We start from the raw sequence: 19474 nt of genomic DNA on the forward strand, positions 1-19474 counted from the left end.
TCTGTGTGTCAGAGCTCACCAGGCGAAGATAGCCGATCGAGGACGCGAGGCGGCGGGCGCGTCTCGGTATGGGTCCCGTCGCGCCAGGGAGTCGACGCAACGGGACCCTACTTGCCTCGGAGCGTCAGGTTCGGTGGCGCCGAGGCGGTAGTGCGCGCGTTCGGGATCGGGATCGGGATAGGGAATGAGCTGTGCACCCACATCGGGTCCACCGTGCAGGCGGTCATCCGCCACACTCCGTCGTCGTCTTTGCGGAAACGGTGGATTTGGGTCCGTCACCGGGCGGCATCACCGCCCGGCCCGACGTGAACCTGGACCTTGACCTTCGAGGGGTCAGTTCTCGCGGGTCCAGGCGGGCGTGATCCGCTGTTCGCGGAATCGCCAGCCCGCCGGCGTCCGTACCACGGTGCCGGCCAGTCGCAGGCCGCCTGTGAAGTGGGGCGCTTGGCCGTCGCGGTAGTAGTACACCAGCGAGTAGGCCGAGACGGCCGCTTGGTCGCCGTCGACGTCCACCAAAAGGTCAGTGGTCGTGTGGAGGGCCTGCTGCCCCTCGACCTCGCCCTGTCGCATGAAGCCGGCGACCTTGTCGAGGCCGCGGAGTTCGCCTCCGCGCGGTGAGTGCACCGTCACATCGTCGGTGAAGACGGTGTCGGCGTCCTCCCACCGCTTCTCGTCGAGCAGGCGTGCGAAGCGGGTGAACAGGTCGGCGATCTCGATACGGTCGGCGATCAGCGTATCTGTGGACATTGCATCCTCTTTCATTCTGGAGGGCGGTGATGTTGTCTTTGTGCCAGAAGGGTTCAGGGGCCGACCAGCACCGCGTTGGCCCTGTCCAGGACGATGCTCAGGACGCGGCCCGCGGTGGCCAGGTCCTCGGCTGGCAGGTCGCCCCACAGGCCCTGGGTGATCGGGCCGATCGCGGTGCGGACCTGCGTCCAGCGCGCCTGTCCCTCGTCGGTGACCTGAACGCGGCCGTCGCCGCCGTCGCGCAGGAACCCTGCGGCGGTCAGCTCGGTGATGCGTTCGGCAACCGCCGCCTGGCTGAACTGTGTGGCACCGCTGACCCGGCGGATGAGCTCGGTCCGGTCGATGACCCCGCCACTGACCACGGTCAGCGTGAGGGTCACCCACTGGGGCTCGGTGATGCCGGTCCCGGCGAGCTGCCGGTCCAGGATCGCGTTGAGCGCCTTCTCGGTCTGGCCGATGAGCGCGGTACCGAAGGCCTGGGCTGTGGTCGTCACGATGATCTCCAAATCCGTTCATAGAACCAACGTTTGCTTAACTAACGTTTCCGGCACGAACGAATTTACATCGTTAGCGCGACTAACGCAACAAGGTAGGATCGGCGTCATGACCAGCAGAGCCGAAGCCGCGGACATGCCCGACGACGGCGAGATCAAGACGCCGGACAGGCTGCGCCGACGGGCCAGTCGCCTGCTGTCACAGATGACCGCGCAGTCGGACCGGCTGACGAACGAAGGGCTGGCCCAGGCCGACGCCCGCAAGTGGCACTACGCCGCGCTCGCCTCGTTGCAGGAGTACGGTCCGGGCAGCCAGGCGACGCTGAGCCGACGCACCGGCATCTACCGCAGCGACATGGTCGCCGTCCTCAACGAACTGGCGGAGCGCGGCCTCGTCGAGCGGGCACCGGATCCCGGCGACCGCCGCCGCAACGTCATCACGATCACCGCCCAGGGCCGCCGCCACCTGCACTGCCTCGACAAGGTCCTGGACGACCTCCACGAAGAACTGCTCGCCCCGCTGCTCCCCGCCGAACGCGACCAGTTCGTGGACCTGCTCACCCGCCTAGTGGACCACCACACGCAGCAGGCGCACCGGGCCCCCTGACCCCCGGCATCACACCAGTGGGCGGCGAGGACCCGGTTCGCGCAGGCCCGGCGTGTGCTCACGCGTGGGCCTCGACGTCGAAGACCGCCTTCCCGGCCACGCGTCGGCCGCGCAGTGCGTCGACGGAAGACAGGGCTAGCAGATCGATGTCTCGTGGCGCAGGACGGCCCGCCAGCCGTCGGGGGTCCGGCGATAGGCCGTCGACGCGTACCAGGACTGCGTTTCCTCGCCCATGGTGCTCATCACCTTGTAGGCGATCACGGCTGCCGCGTCGCCGAGCCGCTTGACGACGACATCGTGTGCCTGGCTGCGGCGTTCCGGCTGGCCGGACTCCTGGGCGTAGATCTCAAGAAGCTCCTGCCTGGAGCTGAAACCGTCGTCCCCCATGTGCACGAAGTCCTCGGCGCAGTGGTCCAGCAAGAACCCTCCGTCGCCCGTCACCTCGGCGTCCAGCCAGTGCTGCTCGATTTCCCGCAGCGTTCTTTCCAGGTCGCTCATTTCTGCCAGCCCCTTCACCTGATGTGAGGTGCGGCCCCCTGTTTCCAGCTTTGCCTGACGCCTCCCCGCCGGGCGCGTCCTCTTATGTGATGTGCGTCACACTCGACCAGAACGGAGCCGCGGTCGCTCGCCCGACTGGACGGCAACAGCGGGTACCGCTCCTGCCGTCACACCACCTCGAAGCGGAGCGGCATGTGACGGCCGCCGCGATCCTTCGCGCGCCCGGCTAACCGCTCCAAGAGCAGTAACGGACTGCGGGCCGCCGCATGTCAGGCGTCCGGCATGTCTGAGTCGGCCGGGTGGTGGGCTTGCTGACCTCCGGGTCGGGCTCCTCGGTGGCCGCCGCGCGGCCCTCGCCACCCTTCGAGCGTGCCCGGTACGTGGTCCAGTAGTCCGACGAGTGGTACGTTCCGCGCTCGGCCCTTGCGCCCACCCGGGGGATGCGGTGGGAGATCGGGATGTAGTACCACGCGTAGCCGCCATCCTCGTCGTCGCAGTGAACGTCGCCCGTGCGGACGCGCGTGCTCGTCCGCACGCAGACCTCGACGCGATCGGCGTCATCGGACAGCGCGATCGCATCTCCGCTGCCGCCCTTGTCCGAGACGCGGACCCGGTCATCGCCCGGCGATTCGAACGAGCCGGACTTCGGCTTCTTGCCGACCGGCGGGATCTTCTCGTCGAGGGTCAGGTAGTACCAGGCGTAGCCCTTCTGGGCGTCGTCGCAGGGCCGGTACGCCGTGCGCAGCATGGTTGTCTTCCCGACGCAGATCTCCGCAACGGAGGGCAACTCGTCTTCGTCGGAGAAGTCCTCGTCTTCGGCGAATGGGTCGTCTTCCATGTCACCGAAGTCCGAGGATCCCGTGTCGTCAAAGTCCGAGGGCCCCCAGCCGTCGAGCCCCTTTGAGGGGGTAGAGCATGCGACGGCGGCGAGCAACGCGGCCAAGGCCAGGCCCAGCCGGGCGGCGCGTAAGGCGGATGGCGACAACGGCCCTCCCATAACGGAAATGTCGGCATTTCGCAGAGGGAGCAACGAGAGCCGCCATCGCAGAGTTCCGCTTTCGCGAAGCCGGAGTTCGAGGCACCAATCTAATGATCTCCTTGAGCGCGGTGGGCAGCTTCTCTCCTCCGGTTCCGGCAGGGTGCGGCTCGAATTGGCCGGGGCCGAAGGGGCGGGAATGCCCAGGCCGGTGCCTCGGCGAGGAGGAGGAATGAGATGGTCTGCGGCGCCAACCGGCACATCATCCCGATCCCGGATTTGATGTTAGGAACGGATCTTGAGCATGGCTCGGTGATGGCAGCTATTCACGCCGTTTGCACACCTGTGGATTTCTCTCCGAGCAAGTAGCTCACCATCGCCTAATCCGTGTGACGCAGATCACACCCCATAACGCGAACTCGTGCCAGCCGTATGGGCGAAAGCTGACGAACCAGCGCGTACGGACAGGAGCACCATGTGATCGCCGAAGAATTCGGCAGAACCGACGACGCCGAGCTGATACGGCGCTCGGAGCGCGTTCCGGAGGACTTCGCCGACCTCTTCGACCGGCACGCGCCCGCCATGCGGCGGTATGTCGCCAGGCGGCTGGGCCCCTCCCTGGCCGACGACATCGTCTCCGACGCCTTCCTGACCGCTTTCCGGCGCCGACACCGCTACGACCCGAGCCACCCCGACGCGCGGCCCTGGCTGTACGGCATCGCCGCCCGGCTCATCAGCCGGCATCGGCGGGTGGAGATCCGGTTCTACCGGGCGCTGGTCCGCAGCGGCGTCGACGAGATCGCCGAGCCGTACGCCGAGCGCGTCGACGATCGGGTCGCCGCGCAACAGACCGGGCTGGCGGCGGCTCTGGCGCAGCTCTCACCCGGTGACCGGGAGGTGCTGTTACTCATCGCCTGGGCCGACATGTCGTATGAGGACGTGGCCCGTGCACTGGGCATCCCGGTCGGCACCGTCAGATCCCGCCTGCACCGGGCCAGGGCCAAGACGCGCCAGGCGCTCGGCGGAGCCAACCCTGTGACCACCCGAGAGGAGTCTTTCGATGGATGACCTGCGATCGCTGCGCGCCTGGCGCGCCGAAGTCCCCGAACCGGGCGAGGAGTGGATCATCCCGGAGCGCCGGCGGCTGCTGACGCGGATCCGGGGGCGCCGGCGGGCGCTGGGGCGCCGCCTGCTTGTGGTCGGAGCGCTGGGGGCCGCCGCCGCGCTCGCCGTGGCCACCCTGCGGCCCGAACCGCCCACCCCGGGCCCAACCAGCACGCCGTCGGTCGTCCGGCTCGACTCCAGCGTGGTACTTGCCCGCGCCGCCGAGGTGGTCGGCAGGCGCGGGAGCGCCCAGGTGCCCCTGCCGACACAGTGGCAGTACACCAAGACCCTGGACAAACAGCCGAACTCAGACACGATCAGGACCAGCGAACAATGGGTGCGCTACGACGGCATGCAGGCCGCCAACTTCGGCGAGGACGGCGAGCTGCACGTCGGCCCCGAGGGCGATCCTCGGGATCCAGGCGATGACGACCTGACGCCGCAGCAGTACGACGCCAAGCTTCGCGACCTGCCGACCGACCCGAGGAAGCTGCTGGCCAAGGTCACCGGCGATCGCCACTGGATCGAGGGGGCACGCGAGGAGGGTGTTCCCAAGAGCGTCGTACCCGCCAACGTTCGCGCCTATAACGTGATCATGCTCTACCTGAGCAGGTACGGCACGATGCCACCGAAGCTGGAGGCGGCCATGTATCGCGCTCTGGCGCTCATTCCCGGAGTCCGGATCGAGCAGGGCGTGAGCGACGCCGCCGGCCGCCGTGGGCTGGGCGTCTGGCTGGAGCTAGCTGGTGATGCGTGGGCCGTCCGCAAATACGAGATCCTGGATCCGGCTACCTACCGCTACCTGGGTAGCCGGATAGTCTGGCTGCGTGATGAATCGCCGCCCGGCATGAGCGGGCCCGTCACCCGCAAGGGGGCGGTCTGGAGCACGGCCCTGCTGTCGTCGGTGATCGTCGACCGTCCCGGCCAGCGAGGCTGAGCGCCGCGGTGGCTACTGGATGGGCACCGCGGTGCCGGAGACCTTGACGCGAGAGTCGCCGGGAATGGTGCTACAGGTCAGGAGGCTGGGCCGCCCCATGTCGACGCCCTGGTGGATGGTGAGAACGGCGCCGTCTTCCAGGCGTCCCAGCGTACGTAGGTAGCCGGTGAAGGCGGCGGCCGCGGCGCCGGTGGCCGGGTCCTCGACGACGCCGCCAGGCGGGAACGGGTCGCGGGCGTGGAAGACGGTGGGGGATTCGGGCCAGAAGAGGTGGACGGTGGTCCATCCCGAGTCAGCCATGATCTTGCCCAAGGCCTCGAAGTCGTAGTCGAGATCGGCCAGGCGACCCCGGCCGGCCGCGGCCAGGACGAGGTGGTCGTTGCCGGCGTTGGCGATGTGCGCCGGGTAGGCGGGGTCCACGTCGTCGGCCGACCAGCCCAGTGCGGCGAGCGCGGGCCGTACCTCCTCTTCGGAGGCCGGGCGGGTGGAGGTCGGCGGGCTGGTCAGGGTGGCGGTGATCCCACCGGCCTGATCTGCGGTGATGTCCACCGGGACCGGGCCCGCCTGGGTGGCCAGGTGCACGGTTCCGGGGCCGATCCGCTCGCCGAGCGCGACCGAGGCCGCGATCGTCGCGTGGCCGCAGAAGGCGACCTCGGCCAGGGGGCTGAAGTACTGGATCCGGTAGTGGCGCTCGTCCGTCGGGTGCAGGAAGGCACTCTCGGAGTAGCCGAGTTCGGCGGCGATGGCGAGCATCTCCGCGTCTGACAATTCCCGGGCATCCAAGACCACTCCGGCGGGGTTGCCGCCGGTGGGAGTGGTAGTGAAAGCGGCATACCTAAGGACTTCGTTCATGCGGTCATCATGACGCATGCCGGTCTGGACAGACGCCACGAGCTGGGCGGGATCGGCTGCGTCGATCGCCGCCCACCGTGCTCACCAGCGGCTGCTGGTGAGGCTCACCTCCGAAGGGCCGCGGCCGGGGGTGCCGGTGCAGGTGTGGTTCTTCTCGGCCGGGTGGTCCCACAGTTTGGTCAGGCAGGTGCCGATGGCCTGCTGGCCGTAGTAATTGGGGTGAATGGATTCCTGCGACTGGCCCTGGGATTCCAGGACGACAAGGAAGCGGGTCCATTCACTGATGTCGCCGGGTAGCGGGTTCTGCAGAGAGTTGGCGGCGGTGGCTTGCTGCGCACGGTTGGCGCAGACCTCGTGGCCGTCGAACAGGTTGCGCAGGTCGAGGAATTCCAGGTCATGGGCGCGCGCGACCTCCCGCAGCATGTCGGAGATCTCGGGAATGACGGTGTTACGGGCCCAGTCGGAGTCGTCGTTGAACATCGGGCAGCCGCCCACGTTGAAGCGCGAGTCGCTGAACTCGTGGTAGCGGTTCTGGTCGCCGGGTGGAATGGGAGAGGGGTAGGACTGCAGGACGAACCGGTAGGAGCCGGCATTGGTCATGGCCCGCTGGATTTCGCTGACGGCCTGCTCGACCTTTCGCTTCGTCTGGACCAGGCCCTCACGGATGACAGGCGCCTGGTCCACGTGGCAGTGCTCGATCCCGTGCTGCTTCTGCCATCTCTTGACGCATTTCTCAAGGACGGAGGCGAAGCCGAGGTCATTGCCGCCGATGGACAGAACCACCATCTGGACGTTGTAGTGGCGGGCGACGTGGCGGAGTTGGTCGGCCTGGGGAGGCTCTCCCTTGAACGTCTTTCCACCTGCGTCGGCCCCGATCACGTTGATGGTTTTGGCGCCGGAGCAGGCGAGGTTGATCCGGCGCAGTACGTTGATGGAAGCGCTTTGGATCTCGGCCGAGTCCGAGCGGTTGCAGCCGTTGTCGAAGGACTCCCCGTAGACGCGTCGGGCGTTGTGACTGCACCGCAAACCGATCTTAGTGCAGTTGTAGGCGGCGCGGTCGGTCCCCCAGCGGTCCCCCAGCGTGCTCGCCGGGACGGCATTGCCCTGCCAGCGGCCGGCCTCGCCGGAGATGTAGCTGTCACCGAGGGACACGATGGCGGTCCGGTCCACAGGTTTGTCGAGAACGGCCACACCGATCGGCAGTCGGCCGACGTTGATGGTGGTGGCTACCTCGTTGGTGGCGGTGTTGATCACCGACACGGTGTCCGACCGGTTGTTGGTGACGTAGGCGCGGGTGCCCGCGGTGTTGATCGCCACGCCACTCGGTGACTGACCGACCTTGATGGTGGTGGTCTCCTTGTTGGTGGTGGTGTCGATGACCGACACATTGTCCGAGAAGTTGTTGGCGACATAGGCGAAGGTGCCCGCAGGGTTGATCGCCACAGCGATCGGATGGTCGCCGGCGCGGATGGTGTCCGTGACCTTGTTGGTGGTGGTGTCGATCACCGACACGAGGTTGGGGTTGGCCGCCCCATAGTGCGTCACGTAGGCGCGGGTGCCGCCGGGCGTGATGGCCACACTCTTGGGGAAGCTCTTGACGCCTATGGTGGCGACCTTGTTGTTGGTGTCGGCGTCGATGACCGACACGTTGCTCGCCCCGTAGTCGGTGACGTAAACGCGGGTACCGGCCGGGTTGATCGCTACACCTGTCGGCCATTTGCCGACGGCGATCGTGGTGACGGAGGGTGGGTCGGTGGTGGTGTCGATCACTGACACGCTGCCCTCGCCGCTGTTGGCGACGTAAACGCGGGTACCGGCCGGGTTGACCGCCACACCGCTCGGCAAACGACCGACGGCGATCGTGGTGACACCCTTGGTCTCGGTGTCCACCACCGACACGTTGCCCGTGCTGTTGGTGACGTAGAGGCGGGTACCGGCCGGGTTGATCGCCATGTGGTTGGGAGAGCGGCCGACGCCGACGGGGGTGGTGGTCTTGTAGAGCGTGTCGATCAGCGACACGTTGTCCGAACCGCTGTTGGCCACGTAGAGGAAGTCCTGGAGCTGTGGGTCCGCGGTCGCCGGCGGAGATTCGGTCATCGGCACCGCCAAGCCCGCTGCGATGACAACCCCGGCCGCCGATACCCAGATCCGGGACCGCCGCACTCTCGTCTGACGTGTCAGCATCGGAACCCCCGTACTACATGATGAGGGTCCTGTTCTAGCTGGGACGGCAGCTCACTCAGTGGGGAGACGCGCCCGGAAGGGGTTTCCTGGCTGATCATTGGCAGGTTGCGGAGGCAGCCGGGTTCCCGGATGCGCTAATCATTTCTAGGCACCTGCTAATGTTTGTTGGCATGTGCTGGAGGTTGAGGTGAGCGATCCCGCGCCGACGGGCGACGACCTGGTGCGGGTGCTGGCCACCTTGTCCAGCCCGCACCGGCTGCGCGTCATCGCGGCCCTCGCCGGCGGCCGTAATTACGTGAGCCGACTGGCCCGTGAGCTCGGCATCAGCAGGGCGCTGCTCCAGGTCCACCTGAAGAAGCTGGAGGCCGCCGGTCTGGTTACCTCGCAGCTGGAGCTGTCGGAAGAAGGAAAGGCAATGAAGTACTACGAGCTACGCAGGTTCTCGGTCCACCTGACGCCGGAGCGCATCCTGGACGCCGTACGGACGCTGACCACCGACAAGGGCTCGGAGCGATGAACGAGCACGAGTGGCAGGAGGTCATCGGCACCATCGGCATGTTCGTCCTGATCACCGCCGTCATCGTCACGGTCATCTGGCAGTTCGCCATCTCCTGGCGGGCCAAGGCTCAGCTGGCCCGCGAGGCGGAGTACAAGAAGATCGCCGAGACCGCCGCCGCGTCCCAGCAGCACATCGGGCAGCAGCTCGCCGAGATCAATGACCGGCTCTCGGCGCTGCGCGACCGTACCGACGCCATCGAGCTGGTGCTCAAGGACGTCGAGTAGTCCCCGGGACATGGTTCCGGGCCGCCGAGCTGCAACTCGACGGCCCGGGAGCGGGGAGACGAACCACCTCGCCGACAGGCGAGTTCGACAGGAACACTCCACCAACACCGAGGAGAGCAGTTCATGCTGCCCGAAAGCAAATCGGCCCCTCGCGCCGGCACGCCGCCCGGCCCCGGGACGGCCAGGACCGGCGTGATCACGACCGTCGCGGGCTGGTCCGTCCGGCACCGCACGCTGGCCATCGCCGGCTGGCTCGCGCTCGTCCTGGCCGCCGTGCTGTCCAGCGCGCTGGTCTCGGGTGACGACGCGCGCGCCGTCGACGCCGGCGAGGCGGGCCGCGCCCAGCAGATGGTGAACGCCCAGCGCGGTGACAACTCCGTACGGGAGAACGTGCTGATCCAGCCGCATGACGGCACAGGACGCTTCTCCGACGACCCGGAGCTGCGCGCCGCCGCGAAAGACCTGGTGGCCCTGCTGGGCCGGACACCGGAGGCAGTTCGCGACATCGGCTCCCCGCTGGCGGCTCAGGGTGAGCGCTGGGTGTCGCGTGACGGTCGTGCCGGGCTGGTCACCTTCGAGGTGGCCGGTCCGGACGAACGGCGCGCCGACAACTACGCCGCCGCCACCGCAGCCGTGGAGCAGGCCCAGCGGCATCATCCCGAGGTGCGCTTCAGCCAGGCGGGCGACCGCAGCCTGTCCGGCGCGGTCGACGAGGGCATCAAGGACGATCTGGGGCGCGCCGAGACGATGTCCCTGCCGCTGACCATCGTGATCCTGCTGGCCGTGTTCGGCTCGCTGATCGCCGCCGGGATCCCGCTGCTGCTGTCGGCGACCGTCGTGGCGGCCACGTTCGGACTGCTGGGGTTCATCGGGCAGTGGGTGCCGTTCAACAGCGCCGCCTCGGCCATCGTGCTGCTGATCGGCATGGCCGTCGGCATCGACTACTCGCTGTTCTATCTGCGCCGGGTCCGGGAGGAACGCGCCGCGGGCCATGACGTGCGCGAGGCGCTGCGGCGTACCGCCGAGACGTCGGGGCACGCGATCGTGGCCTCCGGATTGACCGTGATGCTCTGCCTGGTCGGGCTGCTGTTCACCGGCGTGGACGTCTTCAAGGGACTGACCGCCGGCACGGTCCTGGTCGTCGGCCTGGCCGTGCTCGGCTCGCTGACGGTGCTGCCCGCGCTGCTGGCCGTTCTGGGGCGCCGGGTGGACTGGGCCCGCGTCCCCTGGCTGGGCCGGCGCAGGATCGCGGCCGACGAGTCCCGCGTCTGGGGGCAGGTGGCCCGGACCGTGGTCGCCAGGCCGGTGCTGAGCGGGGCCGCCGCGGGCATCGTGCTGCTGGTGCTGGCACTGCCCGTACTCGGCATCCGGCTCCAGGACGCGGCCGTGACCGCCAGCCTGCCGCCCGGCCTCTCCCCGGCGGTGGACTCCGCGACCGCGATGCAGCGCGACTTCCCCGGCGCGGCGACGGCTGCCCGGGTGGTCCTCGCCCGCGAGGACGGCGGCTCGGCCGACACCCGGCAGGTGCGCGCCGCGATCGACGGGCTGCATCGGCAGGCAGCCGCCAGCGGCGGCCTGCTGCTCGAACCGATCACCGCCGTCCCGGTCGGCCACGCGATGATGGTACGAGTGCCGCTGGCCGGGGCCGTCACCGACCCGGTGGCCGATCGGGCGCTGGCCATGCTGCGCGAGCGGGCGCTGCCCGCGGCGTTCGGGCAGGTGACCGGCGTCTCCTACGCGGTGACCGGCAAGACCGCCATAGCCCACGATTTCGCCGAGCAGGTGAACGAGCAGACCCCGATCGTGGTCGTTTTCATCCTCGCCCTGGCGTTCGTACTGCTCGCCGTGACGTTCCGGTCGTGGACGATCCCGCTCATGTCGATCCTGCTCAACCTGCTGTCCATCGGTGCCGCGTGCGGGGTGTTGGTCTGGGTCTTCCAGGACGGCAATCTGGAGTCGCTGCTGGGGTTCGGCTCTTATGGCGGGGTGGTGAGCTGGCTGCCGCTGTTCATGTTCGTCATCCTGTTCGGGCTGAGCATGGACTACCACATCTTCATCCTCAGCCGCATCAAGGAACGGCGGCTCGGCGGAGCCTCCGCCCGCGAGGCGATCGTCGGCGGCATCGCGGCCAGCGCCGGGGTTGTCAGCGGTGCGGCGTTCATCATGATCGGCGTTTTCACGGTCTTCGTGACGCTGTCCGCCATCGAGTACAAGATGCTGGGACTTGGTATGGCGGTCGCCATCCTCATCGACGCGACCGTGGTCCGCGGCGTGCTGCTGCCGGCCGCGATGGCACTGCTCGGAGAGCGAACCTGGAGGCGACAAGCCGCCGTAGTAGGCACCGCCGGTGTGAACGAACGTCCGGCCCGGCGCATCGTCGGCGCATAGCGAATGTATTAATCCGGGCAGGCACTCTGATCTCACACGAACGCCCCCGATCCGGCAGAGCGGGCTCACCCGGTGATCGGGGGCGCAAACCTCACCGGTGAGGAGTCCACCACGTGTCCAAGTCGGCCGACGCTTCCTCCGCGACGGCGAACCGCTCGTATCGCGACGTGCTGCGCAACAAGCGCGTGGCCGGGCTGCTGCTCGGCGACATGCTGGCCAACATCGGCACCGGCATGATCATCGTGGCCATGCCGGTGCAGACCCTGCGCATCCACGGGCACTTACCCCCGGCGATCGCCGTCGGGATGGTGGAGGCGGCCCCGTTCATCCTGTCCACGGTCCTGGCACTCGGCATCGGCCTGGGCCGGGTCCGGATACCGCCCCGTACCCTGCTGATCGCCGACTGCGCGCTGCGGGCGCTGACCTTCACCGGCCTGGGCATGGCCGCGGTGACCGGCCGGCTCAGCCTGCCCATGCTGGTCGCCGGGCTGCTGCTGGGCGCGGCCTTCCGGATGGCCGGTGCCAGCAGCCGCCGGCTGCTCGTCACCTCGATGGCGGACGAGGCAGAACGGTACGGCGTCAACGGACTGCTGGGCCTGAACGGCAATGTCGCGCTCTACGTGCTGGGACCCGTGGCAGGCGGGCTCATGGTGGCGGCCAACGGGCCCGGCGCGGTGTTGTTCGTCGACGCGTGCGGTGCGCTGCTGCTGATGGCCTGCGTACTGCGCTGGGTGCCGCGGACGGGGGCGGAGTCGAAGGAGCCCACGGACGCGCAGGAGGACGAGTCGGGCTGGCGCATCCTGCGCCGCCGCCCCGTGGCCGCCCGGCTGCTGGTCGTAGTGTTCTTCTTCAACTTCTTCTACATGCCGATCGAAGTGGCACTCCCCTTGTACGTCCAGGGCACCCTGCACAGCGGCGCGTCCGGTCTCGGCCTGCTCTGGAGCACGCTGGGCGTCGGCGCGATCGTGGGTGCCGCTCTGGTCAACCTGATGCGCGGCCTCCCTCAGCGCCGGCTGCTCGTCGCGATCATCGGCCTGTGGGCGCTCTGCCCGATCGCCCTGGCCGCCGTGGACAACCTGACCGCCGCGATGATCGTGTTCGCGCTGGGCGGTCTGGTCTGGGCGCCGTTCACCCCCGTCGCGTACAGCTTCCTGCAGTCAGGCCTGCGGCCCGGCGAGCAGCAGCCGGTGGTGACGCTCTGGACGACGGGGGCGACGATCGCGGCCCCGCTGGGCCTCGTGGCCGGCGGCCCGCTCATCCAACTGACCGGTACGGTCACGGGCCTGGTCGTCTCGGGCCTGCTCACCCTGCTGCTGGTGCCGGTCGCGGCGGTGAGCGTTCTGACACGGTCACCCGAGAACCCGGCGCAACCTTGAGGGACGGGAAGCGCCATTTTGGTGCGGGACGCCTGTCATCCGTATGCGCCTCCCAAGCGGTAGTCATCGCCGGAGACAACGAGACGGAGATGATGGATGGACGACGGGTTCGCCGAGTATGTGGCACAGCGGCACTTACGGCTGTGCCGGACGGCATATCTCCTCGCCCGGGACTGGGGCACGGCCGAGGATCTGGTGCAGACCGCGCTGGCGAAGGCATGGGTCGCCTGGCGGCGGATCGAGGGCAACCCCGACCCCTACGTCTATCGGATCATCGTGAACACCCACGCGTCGTGGTGGCGCAGGCGATGGCGCGGGGAAGTGCCGGCCGAGAGCATCCCTGAGACGGCCGATCCACGCGACCCGGCCGCCGAGGTGGCCGATCAGGCCGCGATGTGGAGCGCCATCGGCACCCTTTCTCCACGCCAGCGCGCGGTGGTCGTTCTGCACTACTTCGAGGGGCGGACGCTCACCCAGGTCGCCGACATCGTCGGGTGCTCACTGGGAGCGGTGAAGGGCCAGCTCAGCCGAGCCCTCATCCGTCTGCGGGTCGATCCGGACATTCAGGCCATGAACTTGGAGAGGGTCCAGCGATGAGGCACACCGAGAGCGATCTGCGGCAGTTCCTGACCGAGTTCGGCCAGGACCCCGCGGGCGGCGAACCGTCTGCTCATCTCGACGCGATCGTACGGCGGGGGCGCCGCATACGCCGTACTCGGCGGGCGCTGACGGCTGGGGCGGCCATGGCCGTCGCCGTCACGGCCGCCGGGCTGGTGAACGGCCTGCCGGCCGGACCACCCCGGGCGGACAAGACGTCGGTCGCCCAGCGTCCTGCGGACTCGGCTCAGGTCGATCCCGGGCCGAAGCTCCCCGCGAGCTTCCCCGTGGTGCTGGGGGCGGAGAAATTCGATCTCCCCCTCGCGTACTCCCAGCGGTTCGCGACGATGGGCGTCGGCCGGACGGTGATCTTCACTCCGACCAGTTTCTCCACCGGGTACAAGGTGGTCTGCGACGATCCGCAGGCGTGGGTGGTCATAGAGGGAAGGGGCAAGGGCGGCGAACCGAGTGGTACGGCTGGACGGTGCAAGACTCCAGTGGGCGGGCATCACGACCAGCTTTCGGCACCCACCGACTGGCTGAAGCATCCGCAGTCCCTGCAAATCTGGGTATTTCCGGCGGACGCCTCCATCTTCGAGGCGGCGAAAGCCGTCAAGGACTGCAAGCCGACCCTGAAGTCGAAAGGGTGTGACGAGAACACCGTTTCCAGCGCACTGCGGCTCCCCGAAGTGCGTGAACGGCTGTCGGCCGAAGTCGGTGAACGTCCCGGCAACTGGGCCGTGGGGGTCTACGATCGACCCGCCGGAGCCGAGTAACCCTCAGCACTCGCCCCTGGAACCCGGCCCTCGCGCTGATCGTTAAGGCGGACGGCTGACACAACCAATCTCGACAACAGGGAGACGACAGCGTGGTCTTCAAGCGGATGCTGGGTGCCTTCGGCGTGGGCGCGCCCTCGGTGGACACCGTCCTTTCCACCCCGCGGGTCCAGCCGGGCGGCATGCTGGCCGGCGAGGTACGGCTCAAGGGCGGCGACTTCGACGCCGAGATCGAGCACATCACCCTCGGCCTCGTGGCCCGGGTGGAGATCGAGCACGGCGACGGCGAGCACGCCGGGCTGGGCGAGTTCTCCCGCGCCCAGGTCTCGGGCCCGTTCACGCTGCGTCAAGGCGAGAACCGCAGCCTCGACTTCCAGATCCCAGTGCCGTGGGAGACGCCGATCAGCGAGATCGACGGTCAGCACCTGACCGGCATGGCGCTGGGCGTACGCACCGAACTGGCCATCGCCAAGGCCATCGACAAAGGCGACCTGGACATGATCGCGGTCGAACCCCTGCCCTCCCAGCTCCGCATCCTGCAGGCGTTCCTGCAGCTCGGTTTCCACTTCAAGTCCGCCGATCTGGAGGCCGGCCGACTGTACGGCGTGCACCAGGACCTGCCGTTCTACCAGGAGATCGAGTTCTACCCGCCCGCCCAGCACGCCGGAGTCGTGGGCGAGGTCGAGGTCACCTTCGTGGCCGGACCGGCGGGCCTGGAAGTGATCTTGGAGGCCGACAAGCGCGCCGGCCGTTACTCCGGCGACGCCATCGGCCGCTTCAACGTCAGCCACGACGACGCGCTTCGTACCGACTGGCCCGGCGAGCTCAACCGCTGGCTGGCCGGGCTGACCCAATACGGCCACGCCGGGCTGCTCGGTGGCCACGGCTCTCATGGTCACGACGGTTATGGCCACCACGACCCGCATCATCACCAGCACGGCGACGGCCCCGGTTGGGGAACGGTGGCGGCGGCCGGAGCCGCGGGCCTGGTCGGCGGGTTCGTCGCGGCCGAGGTCGCCGAAGAGATCTTCGAAAGCGACGAGGAAGACGAGGGCGGCGACTGGTAACGCGTCAGACGCCGCTGTCCGGGGACGGCCCGCCTGGTTGGCGGGCCGCCTCTCTCGGGAGACATGCGCATATGCGGCACAAACTCGCTCCTTCCTCTCGCATTTGCCATAGGCAAGAAGACAAAGGCCCGCAGATGAGTGTGATCCCGTTCAATGGCGGGCATGCGGAGGCCAGGTGTCGTTTGGCGAGGAGGGGCCGGTGGAGCCCATGTCGATCGATCTTCATGCGGAACTCTCGGGTGAGGTGCGCGCACCGACCTGGCTGAGTGTGGCCACGCTACGGTCGATGCCGCAGCGGGAGACGACGGTGAGCTTCGAATGCCGCACCTCCGGGCTGCGGCGCCACCACTTCAGCGGGGCGCTGCTCATCGACGTGCTCCAGTCGGCCGAGCCGCTGTTCGACCCGGATGAACGCAAGGACCGGCTGCGCTTCCTGATCTCGGTACTGGGGCGGGACGGCCATCGCGCGGTGCTGTCGTGGGGTGAGATCGATCCGGAGTTCGGCAACACCCCGGCGCTGCTCGCCGTCAGCATGGACTGCCGGGATCTCGACGATCAGGGCCCGCATCTGGTGGTGCCGGGGGATCGCTGCGGGGCCAGGCACATCAGTCAGATCGCGGGGATCAGGTTGTGCGCCGACGACCGGTTATGGGGATGAATGCTCGCAGGAGCAGGGCGGGCCGGCCCAATGCAGGGCGATGTAGGCCGTCGCCTGGCCGCAGTAGCGCATCCGCTCGCGGATGACGCGGTAGCGGGCGCCGGTCTCGGGATCGTCGGGCGAACGCCGCGGGACCGGAACCGTCAGGAGGCCGATGTCCTGGTCGACGTGGGTGAGCAGGCCGTGGCACGGGCCGCCGAGGCAGATGGCGTTGCCGTCGTGGCAGTCGTCCGGCGGGTGCGCGCTCATGCCGGATAAGCGTGTGTCTCGGTGGCCTTCACCGACGCCCAGATCCGCTGGCCGGGGGTGAGGTCGAGGTCGGCGAGGGCGGCCGGGGTGATGTCGGCGAAGGCCGTGACGGGGCCGCCGAGGTGGACGCGTACGTTGTCGCCGTGACGCTCGATGCCGTCGATCGTGGCGTGCCACAGGTTGCGCGGGCTGCCGTCGGGCCGGGTGCGGTAGAGGGCGACGGCGGCGGGCGGGAAGGCCACGAAAACGGGGCCTTGGAGGTGATCGGCGGTGCTGAGCAGTAGTTCGCCTACCTTGACCCGATGGCCGTCGGCCAGGCCCTGGTAGAGGTTGAGCCCGACCAGCCGGGCCACGTAGTCGGTACGGGGCTGGCGGGCCACTTCGGCGGGGCCGCCCTGCTGGACGATGGCGCCGTTCTCGATCACGATGAGCCGGTCGGCGAGCACCATGGCGTCGAGCGGGTCATGGGTGACCAGGACGGTGGCGCCGTCGAAGTCGGCCAGGTGGCGGCGCAACTGCGAGCGGATCTCCAGCCGGGTGTGCGCGTCGAGCGCCGCGAGCGGCTCGTCGAGCAGCAGCAGGCGCGGGTGTACGGCCAGCGCGCGGGCCAGGGCGACGCGCTGGGCCTGGCCGCCGGACAACTGCCGGGGCTTGGCGGCGGCGCGGTCGGCCAGGCCGACGCGTTCCAGCAGGGCGGCGGCGGTACGGCGGGCCTCGGCCTTGGAGGCGCCGTGGCAGCGCGGCCCGAAGGCGACGTTGTCCAGTGCCGTCAGGTGCGGGAAGAGCAGGTAGTCCTGGAAGACCATGCCGATAGGCCGCTCCTCGGCGGCCTGGGCGTGCAGCGGGAGGCCGTCGAGGGTGATCTGCCCATCGGACAGGGGAGTGAGCCCGGCCAGGGCGCGCAGGGCGGTGGTCTTGCCCGCGCCGTTCGGGCCGAGCAGCGCGACCACTTCGCCGGGCGCGGCCTCCAGATCGATGTCCAGAGCGAACGCGGGCCGGGTGACGACCAGCCGAGCCCGCAGGCCGTCGGTCATGGGGAGTTCACCCACCGGTCGCGCAGGCTCGACAGGATGATCACCGAGACGGCGAGCAGGACGAGACTGAGCACGATGGCGGCCTCCGGCTCGGTCTCCAGCGCCAGGTAGACGGCCAGGGGCATGGTCTGGGTAGTGCCGGGGAAGTTGCCGGCGAAGGTGATGGTGGCGCCGAACTCACCCAGCGCCCGCGCCCAGCACAGCACCGCCCCGGCCACGACTCCTGGGGCGATGAGCGGCAGCGTGACGCGCCGGAACACGATCCAGCGCGAGGCCCCGAGCGTCGCGGCCGCCTCCTCGAAGCGCTGGTCGGCGGCGCGTAGCGCGCCTTCGACGCTGATCACCAGGAACGGCATCGCCACGAACGCCTCGGCGACGACGACCCCGGCGGTGGTGAAGGGCAGCGTGAGCCCGAACGTCGCCTCCAGCCATTGCCCGATCAGCCCCCGACGGCCCAGTACGAGCAGCAGCGCGACCCCGCCGACCACCGGCGGCAGCACCAGCGGCACGGTGACCAGGGCCCGCACCAGGCGTCGGCCGGGGAAGGACACCCGGGCCAGCAGCCAGGCCAGCGGCACCCCCAGCAGCAGGCACACGGCCGTCGCGATGGTGGCGGTCACCAGCGACAGCCGCAGCGCCTGCAGCACCTGCGGCTCGGCCAGCCGTTCCAGCAGGGTCGGCCAGGGCGCCCGTACCAGCAACCCGGCCAGCGGCAGCACCAGGAAGGCCAGCCCGAGCACGGCCGGCACCACCAGCACCCAGGGCAGACGGCCGGACACCGCGCCGCTCCCGCCGCGAAGCTGTTCGCGGCGGGAGCGGCGCGGTGCTGAAGGGGTCATCTCCGTCAGGGACCCTCGAACCCGGCCTTGGTCAGCACGTCCTTGCCCTGCGGCGACAGCACCAGGTCGACGAACTGCTTGGCCAGGTCACCCGCGGGCGCCTTGGTCAGGGTGGCGATCGGATAGTCGTTGATCGCCTTGTCCGCCTCAGGGAAGGTGATGCCCTGCACCTTGCCCGCCGAGGCGATCACGTCGGTCTTGTAGACCAGCGCGGCGTCCACCTCCCCGAGCTCGACCTTGGTCAGGGTGGCCTTGACGTCCTGTTCCAGGGTGACCGGCTTGACCTTCAACCCGGCCGCGTCCAGCGCCTTGACCGCCGCCGCGCCGCACGGCACCTGCTCGGCGCACAGGGCGACCTTCACCTTGGGGTCGGTCAGGTCTTTCAGGTCATCCACCTTGGCCGGATTGTCGGCGGGTACGGCGATCTGCAGCTTGTTGCGGACGAACGTGGTCGGCGCGCTCGCCAGGGAGGCGTCGGTCACCGTCTTCATGGTTGCCGGGCTGGCCGCGGCGAACACGTCGGCCGGAGCCCCCTGGGTGATCTGCTGGGCCAGCGTGGCGCTGGAGCCGAAGTTGAACTTCACGGTGGTGCCCGGGTGGGCGGCCTCGAAGGTCTTGCCGAGCTCGGTGAACGTACCGGTCAGCGACGCGGCGGCGAACACCGTCACCTCCTTGGCCCCGCCACCGGCAGACGCCGAAGCCGAGGCGGAGGTGCCGGACGTGGCCGGTGCGCCGGAGCCGCAACCGGCCAGGCCCGCCAGCGCGAGCGCGACGGGCACGGCGATCGCCCACCGGGAAAGACGCCTGAACACCAATGTGGCTCCTTACTGGCTGCTGGCCACGCGTTCGTGGCCGGGAATCTCGACGACGACGTTGGTGGACTTGATCACGGCGACCGCCACCACCCCCGGCTCCAGACCCAGCTCATCAGCGGCCTGACGGCTCATCAGCGACACCACCCGGTACGGTCCCGCCGCGATCTCCACCTGCGCCATCACCGCATCCCGGATCACCTCGGTCACGATCCCGCGAAAACGGTTACGCGCCGAGGACCGGCCACCATCGCTGGCCGACTCGATCTGCGCACGGGCGAAGGCCGCCAGATCCGCGCCATCCAGGCGCCGATGGCCATGCTCGTCCCGCCCGGCCGCCAGCCGTCCCGCGTCCACCCACCGGCGCACGGTGTCGGAACTGACCCCGAGCAACGCGGCGGCCTCGCTGATCCGGAACGTCGTCACAAGCAATCACCATACCCTTCGCACATTCCAGGCTGAAGACCGGTCATGCGCCGCAAGAGCGGCACGATTA

The 19474-nt window shown here is 69.0% G+C and carries 22 protein-coding genes; 11 read left to right on the forward strand and 11 right to left on the reverse strand.

From position 1 onward, the window contains the following. Positions 1–333: 333 nt before the first annotated feature. Both KLK06_RS46195 and KLK06_RS46200 read right to left on the reverse strand, forming a co-directional pair. On the reverse strand, positions 334–747 hold the full coding sequence (locus tag KLK06_RS46195) for a nuclear transport factor 2 family protein (RefSeq protein WP_214642105.1): 414 nt from the start codon (positions 745–747) through the stop codon (positions 334–336). A gap of 53 nt (positions 748–800) precedes the next feature. Then, positions 801–1241, reverse strand: a complete 441-nt coding sequence (locus tag KLK06_RS46200; protein WP_214642106.1) for a MarR family winged helix-turn-helix transcriptional regulator — start codon at positions 1239–1241, stop codon at positions 801–803. 109 nt (positions 1242–1350) lie between these two features. Between KLK06_RS46200 and KLK06_RS46205 the strand changes: the two genes are divergently transcribed. Next, entirely contained in the window at positions 1351–1848 is a 498-nt protein-coding gene (locus KLK06_RS46205; RefSeq protein WP_250907074.1) for a MarR family winged helix-turn-helix transcriptional regulator, read from the forward strand. Between the two features lie 135 nt (positions 1849–1983). Here KLK06_RS46205 and KLK06_RS46210 read toward each other — a convergent pair whose 3' ends face one another. Together KLK06_RS46210 and KLK06_RS46215 are read right to left on the reverse strand one after the other, a co-directional pair. Further along, positions 1984–2346, reverse strand: coding sequence for a nuclear transport factor 2 family protein (locus KLK06_RS46210; protein WP_214642107.1), 363 nt, complete (start codon positions 2344–2346; stop codon positions 1984–1986). A 226-nt stretch (positions 2347–2572) separates the two neighbouring features. Further along, on the reverse strand, positions 2573–3184 hold the full coding sequence (locus KLK06_RS46215) for a hypothetical protein (RefSeq protein ID WP_214642108.1): 612 nt from the start codon (positions 3182–3184) through the stop codon (positions 2573–2575). Positions 3185–3799: 615 nt separating this feature from the next. On the opposite strand from KLK06_RS46215, the gene KLK06_RS46220 reads away from it, so the two are divergent. Together KLK06_RS46220 and KLK06_RS46225 are read left to right on the forward strand one after the other, a co-directional pair. Continuing rightward, positions 3800–4390 carry an RNA polymerase sigma factor gene (locus tag KLK06_RS46220; RefSeq protein WP_214642109.1) on the forward strand — a complete coding sequence of 197 codons (591 nt, stop codon included), beginning with the start codon at positions 3800–3802 and terminating at the stop codon, positions 4388–4390. Further along, positions 4383–5363, forward strand: a complete 981-nt coding sequence (locus KLK06_RS46225) for a CU044_5270 family protein (protein ID WP_214642110.1) — start codon at positions 4383–4385, stop codon at positions 5361–5363. The genes KLK06_RS46220 and KLK06_RS46225 overlap by 8 nt, the downstream gene beginning before the upstream one ends. Positions 5364–5375: 12 nt before the next feature. On the opposite strand, the gene KLK06_RS46230 is transcribed toward KLK06_RS46225, so the two are convergent. Next, positions 5376–6215, reverse strand: a complete 840-nt coding sequence (locus KLK06_RS46230; protein WP_214642111.1) for a PhzF family phenazine biosynthesis protein — start codon at positions 6213–6215, stop codon at positions 5376–5378. A gap of 81 nt (positions 6216–6296) precedes the next feature. Further along, positions 6297–8312, reverse strand: coding sequence for a beta-propeller fold lactonase family protein (locus tag KLK06_RS46235; protein WP_214642112.1), 2016 nt, complete (start codon positions 8310–8312; stop codon positions 6297–6299). A 274-nt stretch (positions 8313–8586) separates the two neighbouring features. Between KLK06_RS46235 and KLK06_RS46240 the strand changes: the two genes are divergently transcribed. From KLK06_RS46240 to KLK06_RS46275, 8 genes are all read left to right on the forward strand, one after another. Further along, positions 8587–8916 carry an ArsR family transcriptional regulator gene (locus KLK06_RS46240; RefSeq protein WP_214642113.1) on the forward strand — a complete coding sequence of 110 codons (330 nt, stop codon included), beginning with the start codon at positions 8587–8589 and terminating at the stop codon, positions 8914–8916. Continuing rightward, entirely contained in the window at positions 8913–9182 is a 270-nt protein-coding gene (locus KLK06_RS46245) for a hypothetical protein (protein WP_214642114.1), read from the forward strand. The genes KLK06_RS46240 and KLK06_RS46245 overlap by 4 nt, the downstream gene beginning before the upstream one ends. A gap of 123 nt (positions 9183–9305) precedes the next feature. Next, positions 9306–11570 carry an MMPL family transporter gene (locus KLK06_RS46250; RefSeq protein ID WP_214642115.1) on the forward strand — a complete coding sequence of 755 codons (2265 nt, stop codon included), beginning with the start codon at positions 9306–9308 and terminating at the stop codon, positions 11568–11570. Positions 11571–11683: 113 nt separating this feature from the next. After that, positions 11684–12946, forward strand: a complete 1263-nt coding sequence (locus tag KLK06_RS46255) for an MFS transporter (RefSeq protein ID WP_214642116.1) — start codon at positions 11684–11686, stop codon at positions 12944–12946. A gap of 96 nt (positions 12947–13042) precedes the next feature. Then, on the forward strand, positions 13043–13543 hold the full coding sequence (locus KLK06_RS46260; protein ID WP_214642117.1) for a SigE family RNA polymerase sigma factor: 501 nt from the start codon (positions 13043–13045) through the stop codon (positions 13541–13543). After that, positions 13540–14319: a hypothetical protein gene (locus KLK06_RS46265; RefSeq protein WP_214642118.1), complete on the forward strand. Its 780-nt coding sequence runs from the start codon at positions 13540–13542 to the stop codon at positions 14317–14319. Before KLK06_RS46260 ends, KLK06_RS46265 begins: the two co-directional genes overlap by 4 nt. A 92-nt stretch (positions 14320–14411) precedes the next feature. Then, positions 14412–15386, forward strand: a complete 975-nt coding sequence (locus tag KLK06_RS46270) for a sporulation protein (protein WP_214642119.1) — start codon at positions 14412–14414, stop codon at positions 15384–15386. Between the two features lie 208 nt (positions 15387–15594). Beyond that, positions 15595–16044 carry a hypothetical protein gene (locus KLK06_RS46275; protein WP_214642120.1) on the forward strand — a complete coding sequence of 150 codons (450 nt, stop codon included), beginning with the start codon at positions 15595–15597 and terminating at the stop codon, positions 16042–16044. On the opposite strand, the gene KLK06_RS46280 is transcribed toward KLK06_RS46275, so the two are convergent. The 5 genes from KLK06_RS46280 to KLK06_RS46300 are packed head-to-tail and all read right to left on the reverse strand — an operon-like array spanning position 16033 to position 19404. Further along, entirely contained in the window at positions 16033–16293 is a 261-nt protein-coding gene (locus tag KLK06_RS46280) for a hypothetical protein (RefSeq protein ID WP_214642121.1), read from the reverse strand. The genes KLK06_RS46275 and KLK06_RS46280 overlap by 12 nt on opposite strands. Next, positions 16290–17327: an ABC transporter ATP-binding protein gene (locus KLK06_RS46285; RefSeq protein WP_214642122.1), complete on the reverse strand. Its 1038-nt coding sequence runs from the start codon at positions 17325–17327 to the stop codon at positions 16290–16292. The genes KLK06_RS46280 and KLK06_RS46285 overlap by 4 nt, the downstream gene beginning before the upstream one ends. Beyond that, the gene (locus KLK06_RS46290) at positions 17324–18166 is read right to left on the reverse strand and encodes an ABC transporter permease (RefSeq protein ID WP_250907075.1); all 843 of its coding nucleotides are present in this window, start codon (positions 18164–18166) and stop codon (positions 17324–17326) included. The genes KLK06_RS46285 and KLK06_RS46290 overlap by 4 nt, the downstream gene beginning before the upstream one ends. 5 nt (positions 18167–18171) lie before the next feature. Continuing rightward, on the reverse strand, positions 18172–18978 hold the full coding sequence (gene modA, locus KLK06_RS46295) for a molybdate ABC transporter substrate-binding protein (protein WP_374197193.1): 807 nt from the start codon (positions 18976–18978) through the stop codon (positions 18172–18174). A 12-nt stretch (positions 18979–18990) separates the two neighbouring features. Beyond that, positions 18991–19404, reverse strand: coding sequence for a molybdopterin-binding protein (locus KLK06_RS46300; RefSeq protein WP_214642124.1), 414 nt, complete (start codon positions 19402–19404; stop codon positions 18991–18993). Positions 19405–19474 lie beyond the last annotated feature (70 nt).

This window comes from Nonomuraea sp. NEAU-A123 (assembly GCF_018603905.1).
Taxonomy (GTDB): domain Bacteria; phylum Actinomycetota; class Actinomycetes; order Streptosporangiales; family Streptosporangiaceae; genus Nonomuraea.